Annotated in this window: 16 protein-coding genes; 7 read left to right on the forward strand and 9 right to left on the reverse strand. The window is 73.7% G+C overall.

The window, feature by feature from the left end:
* Positions 1–265: 265 nt before the first annotated feature.
* The 7 genes from ACIB24_RS06570 to ACIB24_RS06600 all read right to left on the reverse strand — a co-directional run bounded on the left by ACIB24_RS06570 (position 266) and on the right by ACIB24_RS06600 (position 5,901).
* On the reverse strand, positions 266–919 hold the full coding sequence (locus ACIB24_RS06570) for an RNA polymerase sigma factor (RefSeq protein WP_398277026.1): 654 nt from the start codon (positions 917–919) through the stop codon (positions 266–268).
* Positions 920–1,039: 120 nt separating this feature from the next.
* A complete protein-coding gene (locus ACIB24_RS06575) occupies positions 1,040–1,750 on the reverse strand; it encodes a hypothetical protein (RefSeq protein ID WP_398277029.1) in 711 nt (236 codons plus the stop codon).
* Positions 1,751–1,913: 163 nt separating this feature from the next.
* The gene (locus tag ACIB24_RS06580; protein ID WP_398277032.1) at positions 1,914–2,516 is read right to left on the reverse strand and encodes a hypothetical protein; all 603 of its coding nucleotides are present in this window, start codon (positions 2,514–2,516) and stop codon (positions 1,914–1,916) included.
* A gap of 3 nt (positions 2,517–2,519) precedes the next feature.
* Positions 2,520–3,161 carry an RNA polymerase sigma factor gene (locus ACIB24_RS06585; protein WP_398277035.1) on the reverse strand — a complete coding sequence of 214 codons (642 nt, stop codon included), beginning with the start codon at positions 3,159–3,161 and terminating at the stop codon, positions 2,520–2,522.
* A 97-nt stretch (positions 3,162–3,258) separates the two neighbouring features.
* Positions 3,259–3,729, reverse strand: a complete 471-nt coding sequence (locus tag ACIB24_RS06590) for a hypothetical protein (RefSeq protein ID WP_398277038.1) — start codon at positions 3,727–3,729, stop codon at positions 3,259–3,261.
* Positions 3,730–3,851: 122 nt separating this feature from the next.
* Complete coding sequence (locus ACIB24_RS06595; protein ID WP_398277040.1) at positions 3,852–4,886, reverse strand: NADPH:quinone reductase; 1,035 nt, start codon at positions 4,884–4,886, stop codon at positions 3,852–3,854.
* Between the two features lie 142 nt (positions 4,887–5,028).
* The gene (locus ACIB24_RS06600) at positions 5,029–5,901 is read right to left on the reverse strand and encodes an NmrA family NAD(P)-binding protein (protein ID WP_398277043.1); all 873 of its coding nucleotides are present in this window, start codon (positions 5,899–5,901) and stop codon (positions 5,029–5,031) included.
* Positions 5,902–6,003: 102 nt separating this feature from the next.
* Between ACIB24_RS06600 and ACIB24_RS06605 the strand changes: the two genes are divergently transcribed.
* Positions 6,004–6,384, forward strand: coding sequence for a winged helix-turn-helix transcriptional regulator (locus ACIB24_RS06605; protein WP_398277046.1), 381 nt, complete (start codon positions 6,004–6,006; stop codon positions 6,382–6,384).
* A gap of 9 nt (positions 6,385–6,393) precedes the next feature.
* On the opposite strand, the gene ACIB24_RS06610 is transcribed toward ACIB24_RS06605, so the two are convergent.
* Positions 6,394–7,359, reverse strand: a complete 966-nt coding sequence (locus tag ACIB24_RS06610; protein ID WP_398277049.1) for an asparaginase — start codon at positions 7,357–7,359, stop codon at positions 6,394–6,396.
* 84 nt (positions 7,360–7,443) lie between these two features.
* On the opposite strand from ACIB24_RS06610, the gene ACIB24_RS06615 reads away from it, so the two are divergent.
* Positions 7,444–9,162, forward strand: a complete 1,719-nt coding sequence (locus ACIB24_RS06615; protein WP_398277052.1) for a TIGR03767 family metallophosphoesterase — start codon at positions 7,444–7,446, stop codon at positions 9,160–9,162.
* A gap of 208 nt (positions 9,163–9,370) precedes the next feature.
* The gene (locus ACIB24_RS06620; RefSeq protein WP_398277055.1) at positions 9,371–11,017 is read left to right on the forward strand and encodes a DEAD/DEAH box helicase; all 1,647 of its coding nucleotides are present in this window, start codon (positions 9,371–9,373) and stop codon (positions 11,015–11,017) included.
* Between the two features lie 72 nt (positions 11,018–11,089).
* On the opposite strand, the gene ACIB24_RS06625 is transcribed toward ACIB24_RS06620, so the two are convergent.
* Positions 11,090–12,484 carry a dihydrolipoyl dehydrogenase family protein gene (locus ACIB24_RS06625; RefSeq protein WP_398277058.1) on the reverse strand — a complete coding sequence of 465 codons (1,395 nt, stop codon included), beginning with the start codon at positions 12,482–12,484 and terminating at the stop codon, positions 11,090–11,092.
* 237 nt (positions 12,485–12,721) lie between these two features.
* Between ACIB24_RS06625 and ACIB24_RS06630 the strand changes: the two genes are divergently transcribed.
* From ACIB24_RS06630 to ACIB24_RS06645, 4 genes are read left to right on the forward strand one after another with little or no spacing between them, the layout of a single operon-like run.
* Positions 12,722–14,203: an NAD-dependent malic enzyme gene (locus ACIB24_RS06630; RefSeq protein ID WP_398277061.1), complete on the forward strand. Its 1,482-nt coding sequence runs from the start codon at positions 12,722–12,724 to the stop codon at positions 14,201–14,203.
* Positions 14,204–14,252: 49 nt separating this feature from the next.
* The gene (locus ACIB24_RS06635) at positions 14,253–14,606 is read left to right on the forward strand and encodes a VanZ family protein (RefSeq protein WP_398277064.1); all 354 of its coding nucleotides are present in this window, start codon (positions 14,253–14,255) and stop codon (positions 14,604–14,606) included.
* 32 nt (positions 14,607–14,638) lie between these two features.
* Positions 14,639–15,205: a YqgE/AlgH family protein gene (locus ACIB24_RS06640; RefSeq protein ID WP_398277066.1), complete on the forward strand. Its 567-nt coding sequence runs from the start codon at positions 14,639–14,641 to the stop codon at positions 15,203–15,205.
* Between the two features lie 24 nt (positions 15,206–15,229).
* The gene (locus ACIB24_RS06645; RefSeq protein WP_398277069.1) at positions 15,230–15,559 is read left to right on the forward strand and encodes a DUF3039 domain-containing protein; all 330 of its coding nucleotides are present in this window, start codon (positions 15,230–15,232) and stop codon (positions 15,557–15,559) included.
* Positions 15,560–15,589 lie beyond the last annotated feature (30 nt).

The following is a 15,589-nucleotide window of genomic DNA, read 5'->3' on the forward strand; positions in this document are numbered from 1 at the left end:
TTCGCGCCGAATCCGGCCTGGGCCAGCGCGGCCACCGTCGCGACGGCACCGGCGCGGGCCCGGACCTTCGTGCGGTTCACGCGGGCCCGCCACCCCGACGGCCGGAGGGTGCGGGCACCGGCCGGGCGGACGTCGTCCACCGGCCCCGGCTCGAGCTCTGCCGGCGCGGCGGGGTGCACGGCCCGCTCGGTGAGGAACAGGGCGAGTTCGTCGTTGGCGGCGGGGGCGGTGCGCAGCGACGCCACGACGGTCAGGGCGTCGGTCCTCATTCGAGACCTCCCGCGCTCACGGGGCGGGCGCCGATGATGCGAGGCCTCGGCGCGCGCCGGCTGGTGGGGTGGGCCGCGGCGAGGGCGGCCAGCGACCGGACCCGGGCGACGGCGCGGCGGTGCAGCTGGCGGACGGCGTCGGTGGAGCGGTCCAGCACCTCGGCCACCTCCTCGACGGACAGTTCGGAGACGATGCGCAGCAGCAGGACGTCGCGCTGGTCGTCGGGCAGTTCCTGGACGAGTCGCAGGGCTTCGGCGTGGTCGAGGCGGTGAAGCGCGTCCGACTCGGCGCTGCCGACCGTGCGCGGGTCGGCGTCGGCGTCGTAGGGCTCCTCGACGCCGGTGCGGATCTGCTGGCGGACGGCGTCGACGGCCCGGCGGTGCGCGATCGTGAAGAGCCAGCGGCGGAAGGCGACGGCGTCGCCCGTGAACCCGTCGAGACTGCGGAAGGCGGCCAGGAAGACCTCGCTGGTCACGTCGTCGACGTCGTGCACGCCCCGGCCGCGCACGTAGCCCGCGACGGTGGGGGACAGCAGCTCCCAGATCCGGGTGAACGCCATGCCGGAACCGAGCTGCGCGTCCTGCACGAGCGTGTCCAGGACGGCGTCGGGCACCGCAGCAGGGCCGGCGTCACGGGGGCGTCGGTTCACGGTGTCCTTCCGTCGTGTGGTCAGGTCCCCGTCGTCCGAAGATCAGCGGTGTTGAGACGGCCGGGCCCGGGGCCACCCGTCTGGGCGGTCCCGGGCCGGGGCGGACGGCGGTCGCTCGGCTCAGCCGACGACCACCACCTCCCGCAGGTCGCCCGTGCGCGGGTCGAGCCCCAGCCGCTGGATCGAGGCGCCGGCGGTAAGGGCGGCCAGAGCCGCCGCCCGCCGCTGCTGCGGCGTCCGGCACGTCGCGCCGGAGTCGGTACCGGTCGCGTCGCCGTCCTCGGCGCCGTCGTCGGTGCCGTCCTCGGTGCTCGCGGCCTGGAGCCGGGCCGCCTTCAGCGCCGCCTGCGCGGCCTTCAGCTTCCGGGTCGTGACCTTGGCCTTCTTGGTCTGACCGGCCTTGATCTGCTTGGCGCGCAGCAGCTTCAGGCTCGCCACCCGGGCCGCCGCGGCGGTGGCGGCGTCGGTGGGCGGGGTGCAGGTCTGGCCGTCGCCGTCGGTGGGGTCGTCGGTGCCGGACGCCGAGGGGCCGGTCTCGTCGTCGTCGGCCGGGGCGGTGGCCGGGCCCCGGCCGTGACGCTCGCCGTCCGGGCCGCGGCCCCGTCCTTCCCCTCGCGGCGGGACGTCGCTGCTCAGCCGGACCTTCGTCTCGTCGGTCACGATCGCGTCGACGGTCCCCCCGGCGGTGGTCGCGACGAGAAGATGACCGGTAGTGGTGTCGAACGACGTGACGGTGCCGAAGGTCGTGGTGGTGCCGGCGGTGGCCAGCGGGGCGGTGGCCGTCAGGATCGCGACGGCGAGGGCCGGCAGGGTGAGGTGGCGCAGGCGCATGGTGTCTCCGGGTCTCGGGCTCGGGGAGGGCGGAACACTCCGGAGATCGACGCGCAGGCGGCCGCGTGACGGGTGGGCCCGTCAGCTCACCCGCCCGGCCGATCCTGCGTTTGCGCATGATCAACGCGAAAGGGGGGGCGGTGATCATGCGCAAACGCAGGATTCAGCGGCGGCGGCCGTGTCCGGGGCGACCGCCCCACCCGTCCTGACCGGGGCGGTCGTGGTCGTGGCCGTGCCGGAACCGCTGACCCGGCCATCTCTTCGGCCGCTCGTCGTCACCGGAGCGGTGGAGCCACGACGAGGACCGGCCGTCCGCGGCCGAACCCTTGCCCCGGTGCTGGTGACGGACCTGCACCGCCGGGCGGTCGTCGTCCGACTGCGCCCTCGGCGGCTTGCTCGGGCGGACGACGACCACCGGGGCCGGTGACGGCTTCACCGGCGGGGCCGACCTGTCGACGGCGGGGCGCACGCTCCTCGGTGGGGCGGGGGCGTGCCGTTCGAGGACGGGCAGCCGGGGCACGGGGCCGACGCCGGTCACGGCGCCCGCCGCCGCCACCCCGGTCGCGGTCAGGCATGCGGCGGCCAGCGCGACCTTGGCGGCGAACAGGCCGCGCCGGGCCCGCCGGGCGCCGAGTCCTGCACTGCTGACTACGATTTCGGTCCTTACCGGGTCGTCGGTCAGGAACGCGGCCAGGGCGGGGGAGGGCGTCGGGGGAGGCTGATCGGGGAGCCGGCGTACGGCGTCCAGCACCTGCTCGAGATTCATCGCTCACACCTCCGCCAGGGACTGGACCGTGAGTTCACGCAACCGGACGATCGCCCGGTGCTGGAGTTGGCGCACCGCCTCCGGGGATCGGCCCAGGACCTCGCCGACCTCGTCGGCCGGCAGGTCCGCGGCCACCCGCAGGAGGAGTACGTCGCGCTGGTCGTCGGGCAGCTCCTGCACCAGGCGCAGCGCCTCCTCGGCATCGATCCGGTCCATCGCCCGGTCCTCGGCGCTCGCGGCGGGGCACCCGGACACCTGGTCGGTGAACCGGGCCTCCTCGAGCTCCTCCTGCGGGTGCCGGACCTGCTGCCGGATCGCGTCCACCGCCCGGTGGTGGGCGATGGTGAACAGCCAGCGACGGAACCCGTCACCGTCGCCGGAGAACTGGCCGATCGAGCGGAACGCGGCGAGGAACACCTCGCTGGTCACGTCGTCGACGTCGTGCACGCCACGGCCGGCGAGATAGCCGGCCACGACGGGGGAGAGCAGCCCCCACAGCGTGCTGAAGGCGGGGCCGGCGCCGGGATCGGACCCGGCCCGGGCGGCCTGCACCAGGGCGTCCAGCTCCGCGTCCTGGGCGCGGTCCCGGTCTGCATCCGGGGCCGGCGCGACCAGGACGTCCTCAGGGGCCTGGACGGCGGTCATCTGTCTGTCACTCCGCTTTCCCGCTGCTGCATCGGTCGCCCGGGCCGCCCCCTGTACCCGGGGGCTCACCGGATCGGCCCAACCTCGGGGTGCCGCACTACGCCTGGATCTTCACCGCGGCCAGGGCGCCCGACCGCGTGAACATGACCTTGACGTCCACGCCCGGCTTCAGGGCGGCCAGCGCCTCGGCGCGGGTCGCGTCGTCGTCACCGTCGTCGTCGTGCAGCGCCTTCACCGAACTCGCCGTCATCGAGCTGCTCGAGTCGTGCTCGTCCAGCCACACCTTGGTCTTGCTCGTGATCGTGCCGGAAATGGTTGTCCCGGAGGTGGTGTCGACGGTCAACCGGCCGGTGTCACCGTCGTACGAGGCGACCTGGCCGGCGATTCCGTAGAACCCGTGCCAGTGCCGCCAGTGGGTGTGGTGGCCCCTCCCGTGCGACGCCTGGAACGACGAGGCCGTCGCCGTGCCCCGGTCGCCGCACGCGAGGGCGGCACTGGCGGGAGCGACGGCGGTGATGACGGCGACGGCGAAACCGGTGGGGATCGCCAGCTTGCGGGTGGTACGCATCGTGACCTCCTGGGGGTCGGTCTCTTTCGCGGTCACCTCGCAATCGCCCCGGGCGGGGCGTCGTGACGAGGGCCGGGACCGGCTCACCCGAAGGTCGTAGTCGAGTGGCGGAGAACGACTTCTCAGGCTTGCGGGTCGTCGTCCACCGTGATCAGCACCTTGCCGACGGCGCTCGCCTCGACCGCGGCGTGCGCGTCGGCGGTCGCGGCCAGCGGGAACCGGTGCAGCGGCAGGCCGTGGTCGGGGCCGACCCCGATCGCGCCGTCCACCACGGCGGCCGCGACGTCCTCCACCGCGAAAGCCTTGGCCCGCAGGGGCATCGTGTACACGAGCACGAACTGCCAGCGGGCGTTGATCGTCATCATCTCGCGGAGCGGGACCGTGACCGAGTCGCCGGCCGAACCCGCATAGAGGGCGACGGAGCCGTGCATCCCGAGCACCGCCGTGTCGGTGGCCGCGTTGGCCACCGACACCTCGACGATCGCGTCGACCCCGCGCGGGACGATCCGTCGGACCTCCGCGGCGACGTCGGTCGTGCGGTAGTCGATCACGTGGTCGGCGCCGGCCGCAGCGGCCAGCTGCGCCTTCTCGGGGCTGCTGACCGTGGCGATCACCGTCGCGTCGGCCCAGCGGGCCAGCTGCACCGCGGCGTTGCCGACCGCCCCGGCGCCGCCCTGGACCAGCACCGTGCGTCCGGCCAGGGCGCCGGGCCCGAGCCGGTCCGGCATCGACTCGCCGAGGGTCAGGCACCGGTGCGCGGTCAGGAACGGGACGCCGAGCGCCGCGCCCAGCTCGTAGGTGCCCTCCGGCCCGAGCAGGACCGTCTGCTTCGCCGGGACGACGGTCAGTTGCGCCGCCGTGCCCCAGGGGCGCTGGAAGGCCGACTCGAACAGCCAGACCCGTTCGTGCAGCAGCACGGGATCGACGCCCTGGCCGACGCCGACGATCAGCCCGGAACCGTCCTGGTTCGGGATCTGCCAGCCCGCGGCCGGCGGCGCACCGGACCCGTCACCCGCGCGGGCCTTCCAGTCGGTCGGGTTCACCCCCGAGACCGCGACCTTCACCAGCACCTCGCCGGGCCCGGGCTGCGGGTCGTCGAACTCCTCGGCCCGGATCACGCCCGGGTCGCCGGTCTGTCGGTACACCATCGCCTGCACGGGCCCAGCCAACTCCGTGCGCGCTTTTCACGCCACCCCGTGCATGCTGCGTTTGCGCATGATCGACGCGACGAGCATGCGTTTGCGCATGATCACCGCCGGGGGGGGGGCGGTGATCATGCGCAAACGCAGCATCGGTGTCTCAGGCGTCGAGCTCGGCGAGGGCGGCGCGCACGGCGTCCTCCAGGCTGCCGGTCGGGCGGCCGATCAGCTTCGCCAGGTCCCCGCTGTCGACGAACAGGGCGCCCTGGGCGATGGCCCGGTCGACGTCGGCGAACATCCCGGCCACCGGCTCGGGCATCCCGGCCGCCTGCTGGAGCATGGCCTTGAACCCCTCGACGCCGAGGTCGGTGTACCCGACCTCCCGGCCGGACACCTTGCTGATGGTCTCGGCCAGCTCGGTCAGGGTGAAAGCGGTGTCGCCGCCCAACTCGTAGACGTGGTCACCGGTCGCCTCGCCGTCCAGCAGCACGGTCGCCGCGGCGGCCGCGTAGTCGGCGCGCGGGGCGCCGCTGATCCGCCCGTCCTGCGCCGCACCGGCCACGCCGTGCTCCAGGTACGTGCCCAGCTGGGCGGTGTAGTTCTCGTGGTACCAGGAGTTGCGCAGGAACGTGTGCGGGATGTCGAGGGCCTCGATGCCCCGCTCGGTGTTCGCGTGGTCCTGCATGAGCAGCATCGACGACGTCTGCGCGTACGGCCCGCTCGTGTAGGCCACCCGCGAGGCGCCGGCCTTCTGCGCCGCCTCGGCGACGCCGACGTGCTGGGCGACCCGGGGGCCGAAGTCCGTTCCCGAGATGATCAGCACCCGCTCGGCGCCCTCGAGCGCCTCGGTCACCGACGTGGGGTCGGTGTAGTCCAGGTGCCGGACGTCGACGCCCTGCGCCGCGAACTCGGCCAGGCCCAGCGGGTTGCGGGCCCCGGCCACGATCCGCCCGGGGTCGGTGCCGCGGGCGAGCAGATCGGTGAGCACGAGGCGGCCGAGGTGGCCGGAGGCGGCGGTGACGACGAGGGACATCGGAACTCCTTGATCGAGGTTCGAAGCGTTCGAAGGCCCCAACGGGGTGACCCGGTCGACACTTCCTGATCCGCAGTACCCACTTTGAAGTAAGGTACTGGCGTGAGCGTTAGTGAGCAGGTCACAGCCCCGAGCTTCTACCCTGTGAACCAGTACTTCCCGGCCGACTGCCCGTCGCGCATCGTGCTCGACCACGTGACGAGCAAGTGGGGCGTCCTGGTGCTGGTCGCGCTGTCCCACGGGACGCTGCGCTGGGGTCAGCTGCGCCGGGCCGTGCAGGGCGTCAGCGAGAAGATGCTCGCCCAGACGCTGCAGACCCTGGAACGGGACGGCCTGGTGCACCGCGAGGCCCTGCCCGTCATCCCGCCCCACGTCGAGTACAGCCTCACGCCCCTCGGTCAGGACCTCGGCACGAAGCTTCTCCCGCTCATGGAGTGGCTGCTGGAGCACTCACCGGCCATCGTCGAGAACGCCGGCCGGTAGCCCTCGGCGCTAGAGGAGCGACTCCACCGCGCCGACCGGTTCGCCGTGACCGAGGATCGGCTCGTCCCCGAACGAGTCGACGAACGGTGACTCCTCGCCGAGCGCCCGCAACAGGGCGGCCGACACGGGCCCGACGGCCCGCGCCCCGCCGTCCGCGACCTTCAGGGCGAAGGCCCGGCCGTCAGGAAACGCGGCGGCCCAGACGGACTCGGCGCCGTCCTTGGCGACCAGCCCCGGGACGCCCCGGATCAACCGGGTGATCGGGCGCCGGGTGCCGCCCAGCCACTCGGGATGCGCCCGGACGGCGTCCGCCACCGCCCGCTCCGGCGAACCGTCCGGGGCGGTCGCCACCCGCGCGAAGGCGGCCGCCAGACCGTCCAGGGGCACCGCGAGAACCGGTGCGCCGCAACCGTCCACGCCGACGGCGGTGACGGCGGCGCCGGTCAGTTCCTCGACGCCCGCCCGGATCGCCACCTGCAGCGGATGGTCCGGCGCCAGGTACCCCTCGAGTGGCCAGCCGTTCACCGCACACGTGGCCAGCATGGCCGCGTGCTTGCCCGAACAGTTCTGCGCCGGCGACGTCGGCCCGCGCCCCGTCGCCCGCCAGCGATGAGCCTCGTCAGGGTCGAGGGGCAGGTCCGGGGTGTTCCGCAACGCGTTCTCGGGCAGCGAGAACCGCGCGAGCAGCGTGCGGACGCCGTCCAGGTGGAAGTCCTCACCCGAGTGACTGGCGGCCGACAGCGCCAGGAGGCGGGCGTCGTCCCGGCCCGCCAGTGGGAGCCCGGCGCGAAGCATGGCCACGGCCTGCAGCGGTTTGACCGCCGAGCGGGGGAAGAGCGGCTCGGACGGCGTCCCGACCGACAGCTTCGGCGAACCGTCGGCGCCGAGGGCGACGGCGACACCGTGGTGCACCCCCTCCACGAAGCCCGACCGCACGACGCGGGCCAGCGGGGCGAACGTCGGTAGTCCGGTCACGGGACGACTCTACGAGGCCCGTGTTCACCATTTCGATCGCCCGGAAAGCCCCCTTTTGGCGCCGAACCGGGATACCTTCCGGCCGTGACCGAGATCTCACGTCGTGGATTCCTGGCCGGGCTGGGTGCGCTCGGGGTCGGCAGCGGGGTGCTGGGCACGGGCGTCGGCCCGTTCGGGGTGCCGAGCGCCTACGCGGCGCCCCCGGTGGGTACGGGGACGACGCTGGAGGCCGCCGCCGTCCCGCTCGGCACGTCGGGCTACCGCCGGCTGGGCGCCGGGCCGGGCTGGCCGACGGTCGTGCGCACCGAGCTGGCCACTGCGCACGCCGGCCGGGAGGCCCGGCGCACGGCGCTGACCTCGTTCGTGCAGCTGACCGACGTGCACGTCGTCGACGCCCAGTCGCCGGCCCGGTTCGAGTACGTGCACCCCTTGGTGGGCGCGGCCTTCCGGCCGCACGAGACGCTGACCACGCAGGGCCTGGTCTCGCTGATCCGGCGGGTGAACGGGCTGGCCGCCGGCCCGCACACCGGCCGCGACTTCGACGCCGTGGTCACCACCGGCGACAACACCGACAACAAGGAGCATGCCGAGCTCGAGTGGTTCCTGACCGCCATGAACGGCGGCACGCTGACCCCGAACACGGGGGCCCGCGGCCGGTTCGAGGGCGTGCAGAACTCCGGCAACACGCTGTACTGGAACCCGGAGTCGCCGGTTCAGGACCGCTACAAGGCCAAGGGTTTCCCGCAGATCCCCGGGCTGCTCGGCGCCGCGATCCGACCGGTCACGAGCCCCGGCCTGCAGACGCCCTGGTACTGCGTGTTCGGCAACCACGACGACTCGGTGTCCGGCACGCTGCCCAGCGGCATCCCGCCGGTCGAGGCCCTCTACACGGGGGCGGTCAAGCTCGAGGCGCCCAACTCGGAGGCTTACGTCCGGGCCGTGGCCCGGGCCCTGACCACCGACCCCCGGTCGATAGCCGCTGTGCTGGCGTCCTTCTCGGGCCCGGTCCGGCTGGTCACGCCCGACCCGAAACGCAAGCCGTTCACGCCCAAGCAGTTCATGCAGGCCCACCTCGAACCGGGCCACACCGGGCCGGGGCCGGTCGGGCACGGATTCACGAAGGACGCCGCGGACGACGGGATCGCCTACTACACCTTCGAACTCGCGCCCGGCGTGGTCGGCATCAGCATGGACTCGACCAACCGGGCCGGGTTCACCGACGGCTCACTCGGCGCGGCCCAGTTCCGCTGGATCGAGAAGACCCTGACCGCGGGCAGCAGCCGCTACTACGACAGCAGCGGCCACCTCGTCACCAGCACCCGCGAGGACACCTGGTTCGTGCTGTTCAGCCACCACACGTCCGACACCATGGGCAACGTGCTGCCCGACCCGGCCCGTGCCCTCGAGAAGCGGTACACCGGCAAGCAGCTGGTGGCCCTGCTGAACCGGTTCCCGAACGTGCTGGCCTGGGTGAACGGCCACACCCACGTCAACGCCGTGACGCCGCACCCGGGCCCGACGCCGGAGCAGGGGTTCTGGGAGGTCAACACGGCCTCGCACGTCGACTTCCCGCAGCTGGGCCGGGTGATCGAGGTGGCCGACAACCGCGACGGCACGGTCTCGCTGCTGGCCACCCTGTTCGAGGCCGACTCGCCCTACGCGGCCGACCATGCGGACTTCTCGCCGGCCGGGCTGGCCGCGCTGTACCGGGAGCTGTCGTTCAACGACCTGCACTACGAGGCCGACCGGGTGGGGACGCCGGCCGACCGCAACGTCGAACTCCTGGTGCCCGGCCGGCCGTGAGGTCCGCGCCGCGAGCCTGATAACATCGGATCTATCGCCCGTGCACCGGCACGGGCTCTCTGCGGGCGAGCCGCCCGCGAGGTCGCCAGAGCGCGTCCCAGGCGCAGGGCCCTTCCCGCCCCGCCGCACGACGCTCCAGCCGACACCCGACGCCGGGTTCGTGCCTGCTCAGCTGCGGCCTGCCGCAGCACTTGGAGCACAGACCCGCATGTCGTACACCCCTGCCCGACGTCCCGCGCGCCCGAACAGCCAGGACGGTGGCCCCCGCCGCTCCGGCCGTCCCGCGCGTCCTCAGCGCAACCAGCGCCGGGACAACCCGCGCCCGTCCCGGGCCGCCCGCCTGGCCGCCGAGCGCGCCGCCGCCTCCGCGCCCCTGGCCGCCGCCCTGGACGCCGCCGCCGAGGCCCCCGCGGCCGAGGACCGTGAGTTCGGCCAGTTCGGGATGCCCCAGGCCCTGGTCACCGCCCTGGCCCGCCGGGGCATGCAGGCCCCCTTCGCCATCCAGACCCGGGTGCTGCCCGACGCGCTGGCCGGCCGCGACGTCCTCGGCCGCGCGAAGACCGGCTCCGGCAAGACGCTGGCCTTCGGTCTCCCGGTGCTGGCCCGGTTGCACGCGAGCACCGCGGCCGGAACCCGGCGCGAGCCGCTCAAGCCGCGGGCCGTCGTCCTCGTGCCGACCCGCGAGCTGGCCCGCCAGGTCGCCGACGCCGTCGCGCCCCTGGCCCACGCCCTCGACCAGCGCGTGACGATGGTCGTCGGGGGGCTCTCGATGGTGAAGCAGATCGACGCGCTGCGCCGCGGGGTCGACGTCCTGGTGGCCACCCCGGGCCGCCTGATCGACCTGATGGAGCGCCGCTCCGCCGACCTGTCGGCCGTCGAGATCACGGTGCTCGACGAGGCCGACCACATGGCCGACCTGGGCTTCCTGCCCGCGGTCCGGCAGATCCTCGACGCCACCCCGAAGGGCGCGCAGCGGCTGCTGCTGTCGGCCACCCTCGACGGCGGCGTAGCCGAACTGGTCAACGACTACCTGACCGAGCCGACCTTCCACGCGATCAAGGAGGCCGCCGACGCGGTCGCCGCGATGCAGCACACGATCTTCACGGTCGAGCACGCCGACAAGGTGGCCGTCGCCACCGAGATCGCCGAGCGCCCGGCCCGGACGCTGTTCTTCGTGCGCACCAAGCACGGTGCCGACCGGCTGGCCAAGCAGCTGTCGAAGTCGGGGGCCGGGGCCGTCGCCATCCACGGCAACCTGAACCAGAACCAGCGGCTGCGGGCTCTGGACGCCTTCGCGTCCGGGCGGTCCCGCGTGCTGGTGGCCACCGACGTCGCGGCCCGCGGCATCCACGTCGACGACGTCGACCTGGTCGTGCACTTCGACCTGCCGGCCGACCACAAGGACTACCTGCACCGCTCCGGACGCACCGCCCGCGCCGGTGCCTCGGGGACCGTCGTGGCGTTCGCGAACCCGAACGAGCGCCGCACGGTGGCCCGGCTGCACGAGGACGCCGCCGTCACCGGCGCCCTGACCCACCGCGTGCACCCCGGCCACGAGGCGGTCCGGGAGCTGGCCACGTCCGGTGAGCCGATCGTCGTCCGCGAGGAGGCGCCCCGGCCGGAGCGGTCCCGGGAGGACCGTCCGGGCCGTCCGCGTCGTCAGGGCGGCCGGGGCCAAGGCGGCCCGCGCCGCGAAGGCGGTCCGCGCGGCGAGGGTGGTTTCCGTCGTGAGGGTGGCCCGCGTCGTGAGGGTGGCCCGCGTCGTGAGGGTGGCCCGCGTCGTGAGGGTGGCCCGCGTCGTGAGGGTGGCCCGCGTCGTGAGGGTGGCCCCCGCCTCGAGGGCCAGCACCGCTGATCAAGCGTCGACGAGTGAATCTCGGCTGGACATACCAGCCGAGATTCACTCGTCGACGATCGTGCGCGCGAACTACAACCCGTAGGCCTCGAGCAGGCGCAGCCAGACCTCGCTGACGGTGGGGAACGACGGGACGGCGTGCCACAGGGTCTCCAGCGGGACCTCGCCGACGATGGCGATCGTCGCGCTGTGCAGCAGCTCGGCCGTATGGGCGCCGACGAACGTGGCCCCGACGATCACGTGCCGGGCCTCGTCGACGACGATCTGGCAGGTGCCGCCGAGCCCGTCGCCGAGCAGGTATGTCCCGGACACCCCGCCGGTCGGCGTCGTCACCACCCGGACGTCGAGACCGCGGTCGCGGGCCTGCTCCTCGGTCAGCCCGACCGCGGCCACCTGCGGGTCGGAGAACGTCACCCTGGGGACCACGTCGCGAGATGCCTTGTCCCGCGCGTCCTTCCCGAGGATCACGTCACCCACCAGGCGCGCCTGGTACTTGCCCATGTGGGTCAGCAGCGCGACCCCGTTCACGTCGCCGACCGCGTAGAGCCAGTCGTTGCCCTCGACGCCGGTGGCCAGCAGCCGGTCGTCGACCGCGACGGGCCTACCCGGCTCCAGGCCCACGGTCTCCAAGCCGAGGTCGGACGTCGCGGACCGGCGGCCGACCGCGACGAGCACCTCGTCACCGACCACGCTCTCGCCGTCCCCGAAACCGACCCGGACCGGGCCGTCGTCAGCGCGGTGCGCCGACGTGACCTTCACCCCGGTGCGCACCGTGATGCCCTCGGCCTCGAACGCCTCCTGGACGGCGTCCCCCGCGAACGGCTCCTCCCGGGCCAACAGGCGCGGGCCACCCTCCAGCACCGTGACCGACTCCGCGCCGAGCCGTTTCACGGCCTGAGCCATCTCGACCCCGATGGTGCCGCCGCCGATCACCACCAGCCGGCGCGGCACCTCCTTGAGCCCGGTGACGTCCCGGTTGTCCCACGGCCGCGCGTCGCGCAGGCCGTCGATCGGGGGGACGGCCGCGCTCGTCCCGGTGGCCAGCACGACGGCCCGGGACGCGGTCAGCGTCCGCACGCTCCCGTCGTCCGCCACGACCTCGACCGTGCGCGGGCCGGCCAGCCGGCCGCGCCCCCGGACCAGCGTGATGCCCGCCGAGTCGACCCAGTCGACCTGTCCGGCGTCCGAGTAGGAGGAGACCATGTAGTCGCGCCAGCCGAGGGCCGCGGCCACGTCCACGGTGCCGGTCACCGCGGGAGCCGCCCCGGGCACCCGCCGTGCGTCGGCCAGCACGTCGCCCGGGCGGATCAGCGCCTTGCTCGGCACGCAGCCCCAGTACGAGCACTCGCCGCCGACCAGCTGCTTCTCCACCATCGCGGTGCGCAGCCCGCCCGCCGCCGTCCGGCCCGCGGCGTTCTCGCCCGCCGGCCCCGCCCCGATCACGATCACGTCGAACTGCTCGCTCATGCCGTGACTCTATGCCTCCGGAGCGGGCGGCCACGGGGACCGGGGAGGACGCGCGGACCCCGCCTCCACACGTCGTTCCCCGGCCCCGTCCCGCCCTGGCGGGCCGGCTGCGGAAGGCCGACAAACAACGATCCTGCTTCGTGCGCAGCCCGTTACGCAACGTTTACACCACTTGATGGCAGTCCCGGGCCGGTCCGCGATTACGACTACCCCCGGGTAATGCTCAGAATGCGAGCCATGGCAGCGGTTCCCAGCGTCTCGTCGTCCATCACCGTCCGGTTGGAGTTGCCGGCCCGTCCCACCGCGGTCAGCGAGCTCACCCACGCGATCGAGCAGGCGGGTGCGGTTGTCACCGCGCTCGACGTGACGGCGTCCGGGATGGACCGCGTCCGGATCGACCTCACGTGTGCCACCCGCGGCGACGAACACGCCGAGGAGGTCGTCTCCGTCCTGTCGCGACTGGACGGCGTCGAGCTCGGCAAGGTCTCCGACCGCACCTTCCTGATGCACCTCGGCGGCAAGCTGTCGATCGACTCGAAGGTGCCGATCCGCAACCGCGACGACCTCTCCCTGATCTACACGCCGGGCGTCGCGCGCATCTGCCAGGCCATCGCCGCCAACCCGGACGACGCGCGCCGGCTCACGATCAAACGCAACACCGTCGCCGTGGTCACCGACGGGTCCGCGGTGCTCGGGCTGGGCAACCTGGGACCGCTCGCGGCGTTGCCCGTGATGGAGGGAAAGGCCGCGCTGTTCAAGCGGTTCGCCGACATCGACGCCTTCCCGATCTGCCTCGACACCCAGGACACCGACGAGATCGTCGCCATCGTGAAGGCCGTCGCGCCGGGGTTCGCGGGCATCAACCTCGAGGACATCTCCGCGCCGCGCTGCTTCGAGGTCGAGGCCCGGCTGCGGGAGGCGCTGGACATCCCCGTCTTCCACGACGACCAGCACGGGACGGCGATCGTCACCCTGGCCGCGCTGACCAACGCGCTGAAGGTGGTGGGGAAGTCGCTGTCCGGCGTGCGGCTGGTGATGTCGGGGGCCGGGGCGGCCGGGACGGCGGTGCTCAAGCTGTTGCTCGCGGCCGGGGCCCGCGACGTGGTCGTCGCCGACGTGGACGGCGTCGTGCACTCCGGCCGACCGGACCTCTCCGAAAGCCTGCGCTGGACGGCGGAACACACCAACCCGCGCGGCGTCACCGGCTCGCTGCGGTCGGCGCTGGCCGGGGCCGACGTCTTCGTGGGTCTGTCGGCGCCGGGCATCCTCACGGGCGACGACATCGCGACGATGGCGCCGGGCGCCGTCGTCTTCGCCCTCGCCAACCCGGTACCCGAGGTGGAGCCGACCGAGGCCGCGCGGTACGCCGCGGTGGTGGCCACCGGCCGCAGCGACTTCGCGAACCAGATCAACAACGTGCTCGCGTTCCCCGGGGTGTTCCGGGGGCTGCTCGACGCGCAGTCGCGCGCCATCACCACCGAGACGCTGCTGGCCGCGGCCGCGGCCCTGGCCGACGTGGTCGGCGACGACGAGCGCAACCCGGCCTACATCGTGCCGAGCGTCTTCCACCCCGACGTGACGCCCGTCGTGGCCGCCGCGGTCGAGGGAGCCGCGCGCCGGGCCGGGCTGGCCGGGAACGAGGCGCCGGTCGGTGCCGCCGTGGCGGGGCACGGGCAGGTGGGCGTGGGGTCGCCGCGTGGCCGGCACGCGTTCTCCTGACGGCCCGCGGCGGACGGCCCACAGCAGAACGGCGCGCGATGATGGCCGGGTGCGTCGCCTGTTCTTCGCCGCCGTGGTGGTGGCCCAGCTCGTCGTCCTGTACTGGCCCCGCGAGGTCTCGACGGGCGGGGTGCCCTACCTGGACAAGGCGATCCACCTGTCCGTCTTCGGCACCGCCGTCTGGGCCGGTGCCCGCGCCGGCCTGCCGCTGCGTCTCGTCGTCCCCGCGTTCCTGCTGCACGCCCCGGTCAGCGAGCTGGTGCAGCACTACCTGCTGCCCGGGCGGGACGGGGACGTGTTCGACGCCCTGGCCGACTGCGTGGGCGTGGCCTGCGGGGCGGGTGTGGCGATATTCACAGGCCTGGGAGCGGGGCGTTTCCGTGCGGTTACCGATCCCGGCTGACGAGACCCGGGGGAGCCAGGGATGATGGAGCCATGTCACCCGACAGCAGGCGATTGATCGGCCGCCTGCTCGTCGCCAGCCCCACCCTGACGGACGAGAACTTCCGGCGCAGTGTCATTCTCATGCTCGAACACAGCCGCGAAGGCGCCCTCGGGCTGATCGTGAACCGTCCCACCGAGCTCGACGTGGCCACCGTGCTCCCCGCCTGGCAGCCGTTCACCACCGCTCCGGGGCGCCTGTTCCGGGGCGGGCCCGTCGAACTGGACTCCGCGCTCGGGCTGGTCGCCGTGCCCGGGCACCGCCCGCAACCCGACGGCATCCGCCTACTGATGGGCTCGGTCGGCCTGGTCGACCTCGACGCCGCCCCGGAGGCGATCGCCGCCAACCTGGCCGGCCTGCGCATCTTCGCCGGGTACGCCGGCTGGTCGGCCGGGCAGCTGGAGGAGGAGATCGACGAGGGGGCGTGGTTCGTCGTCGACTCCGAACCGCGCGACGCGTTCAGCGACGCTCCCGACCGGCTCTGGCGGGACGTGCTGCGCCGCCAGCGCGGCCGCCTGGCCATGGTCTCCAGCTACCCCGACGACCCCAGTCTCAACTGACGGTCCGCGCGTAGAATCGCGCCCATGAGCACCCCGTACCCCGAGCCGGCGCCGCTGTCGTCGCCCGACCAGTCCACGACCGCCGTCCTGGAACGCGAGCTGCTGGAGCAGCCGGTCGAGCCGGGCGACCACGAGCGGTTCGCGCACTACGTCCGCAAGGAGAAGGTGCTGGAGTCGGCCCTGACCGGCGAACCCGTGGTGGCGCTGTGCGGCAAGGTCTGGGTGCCCGGCCGCGACCCGAACAAGTTCCCGGTCTGCCCCATGTGCAAGGAGATCTACGAGGGCCTGCGCCCCGAGGGCGGTGACGGCTCCGACAAGTCCGGCTCCGGCGGCTCGGGCGGGGCTGAGGGCTGAGCGAGGCAGCGTCGGCACCGCCTCCGCACG

Source organism: Spongisporangium articulatum (assembly GCF_044465595.1).
In the GTDB taxonomy this organism is placed as follows: domain Bacteria; phylum Actinomycetota; class Actinomycetes; order Actinomycetales; family Kineosporiaceae; genus Spongisporangium; species Spongisporangium articulatum.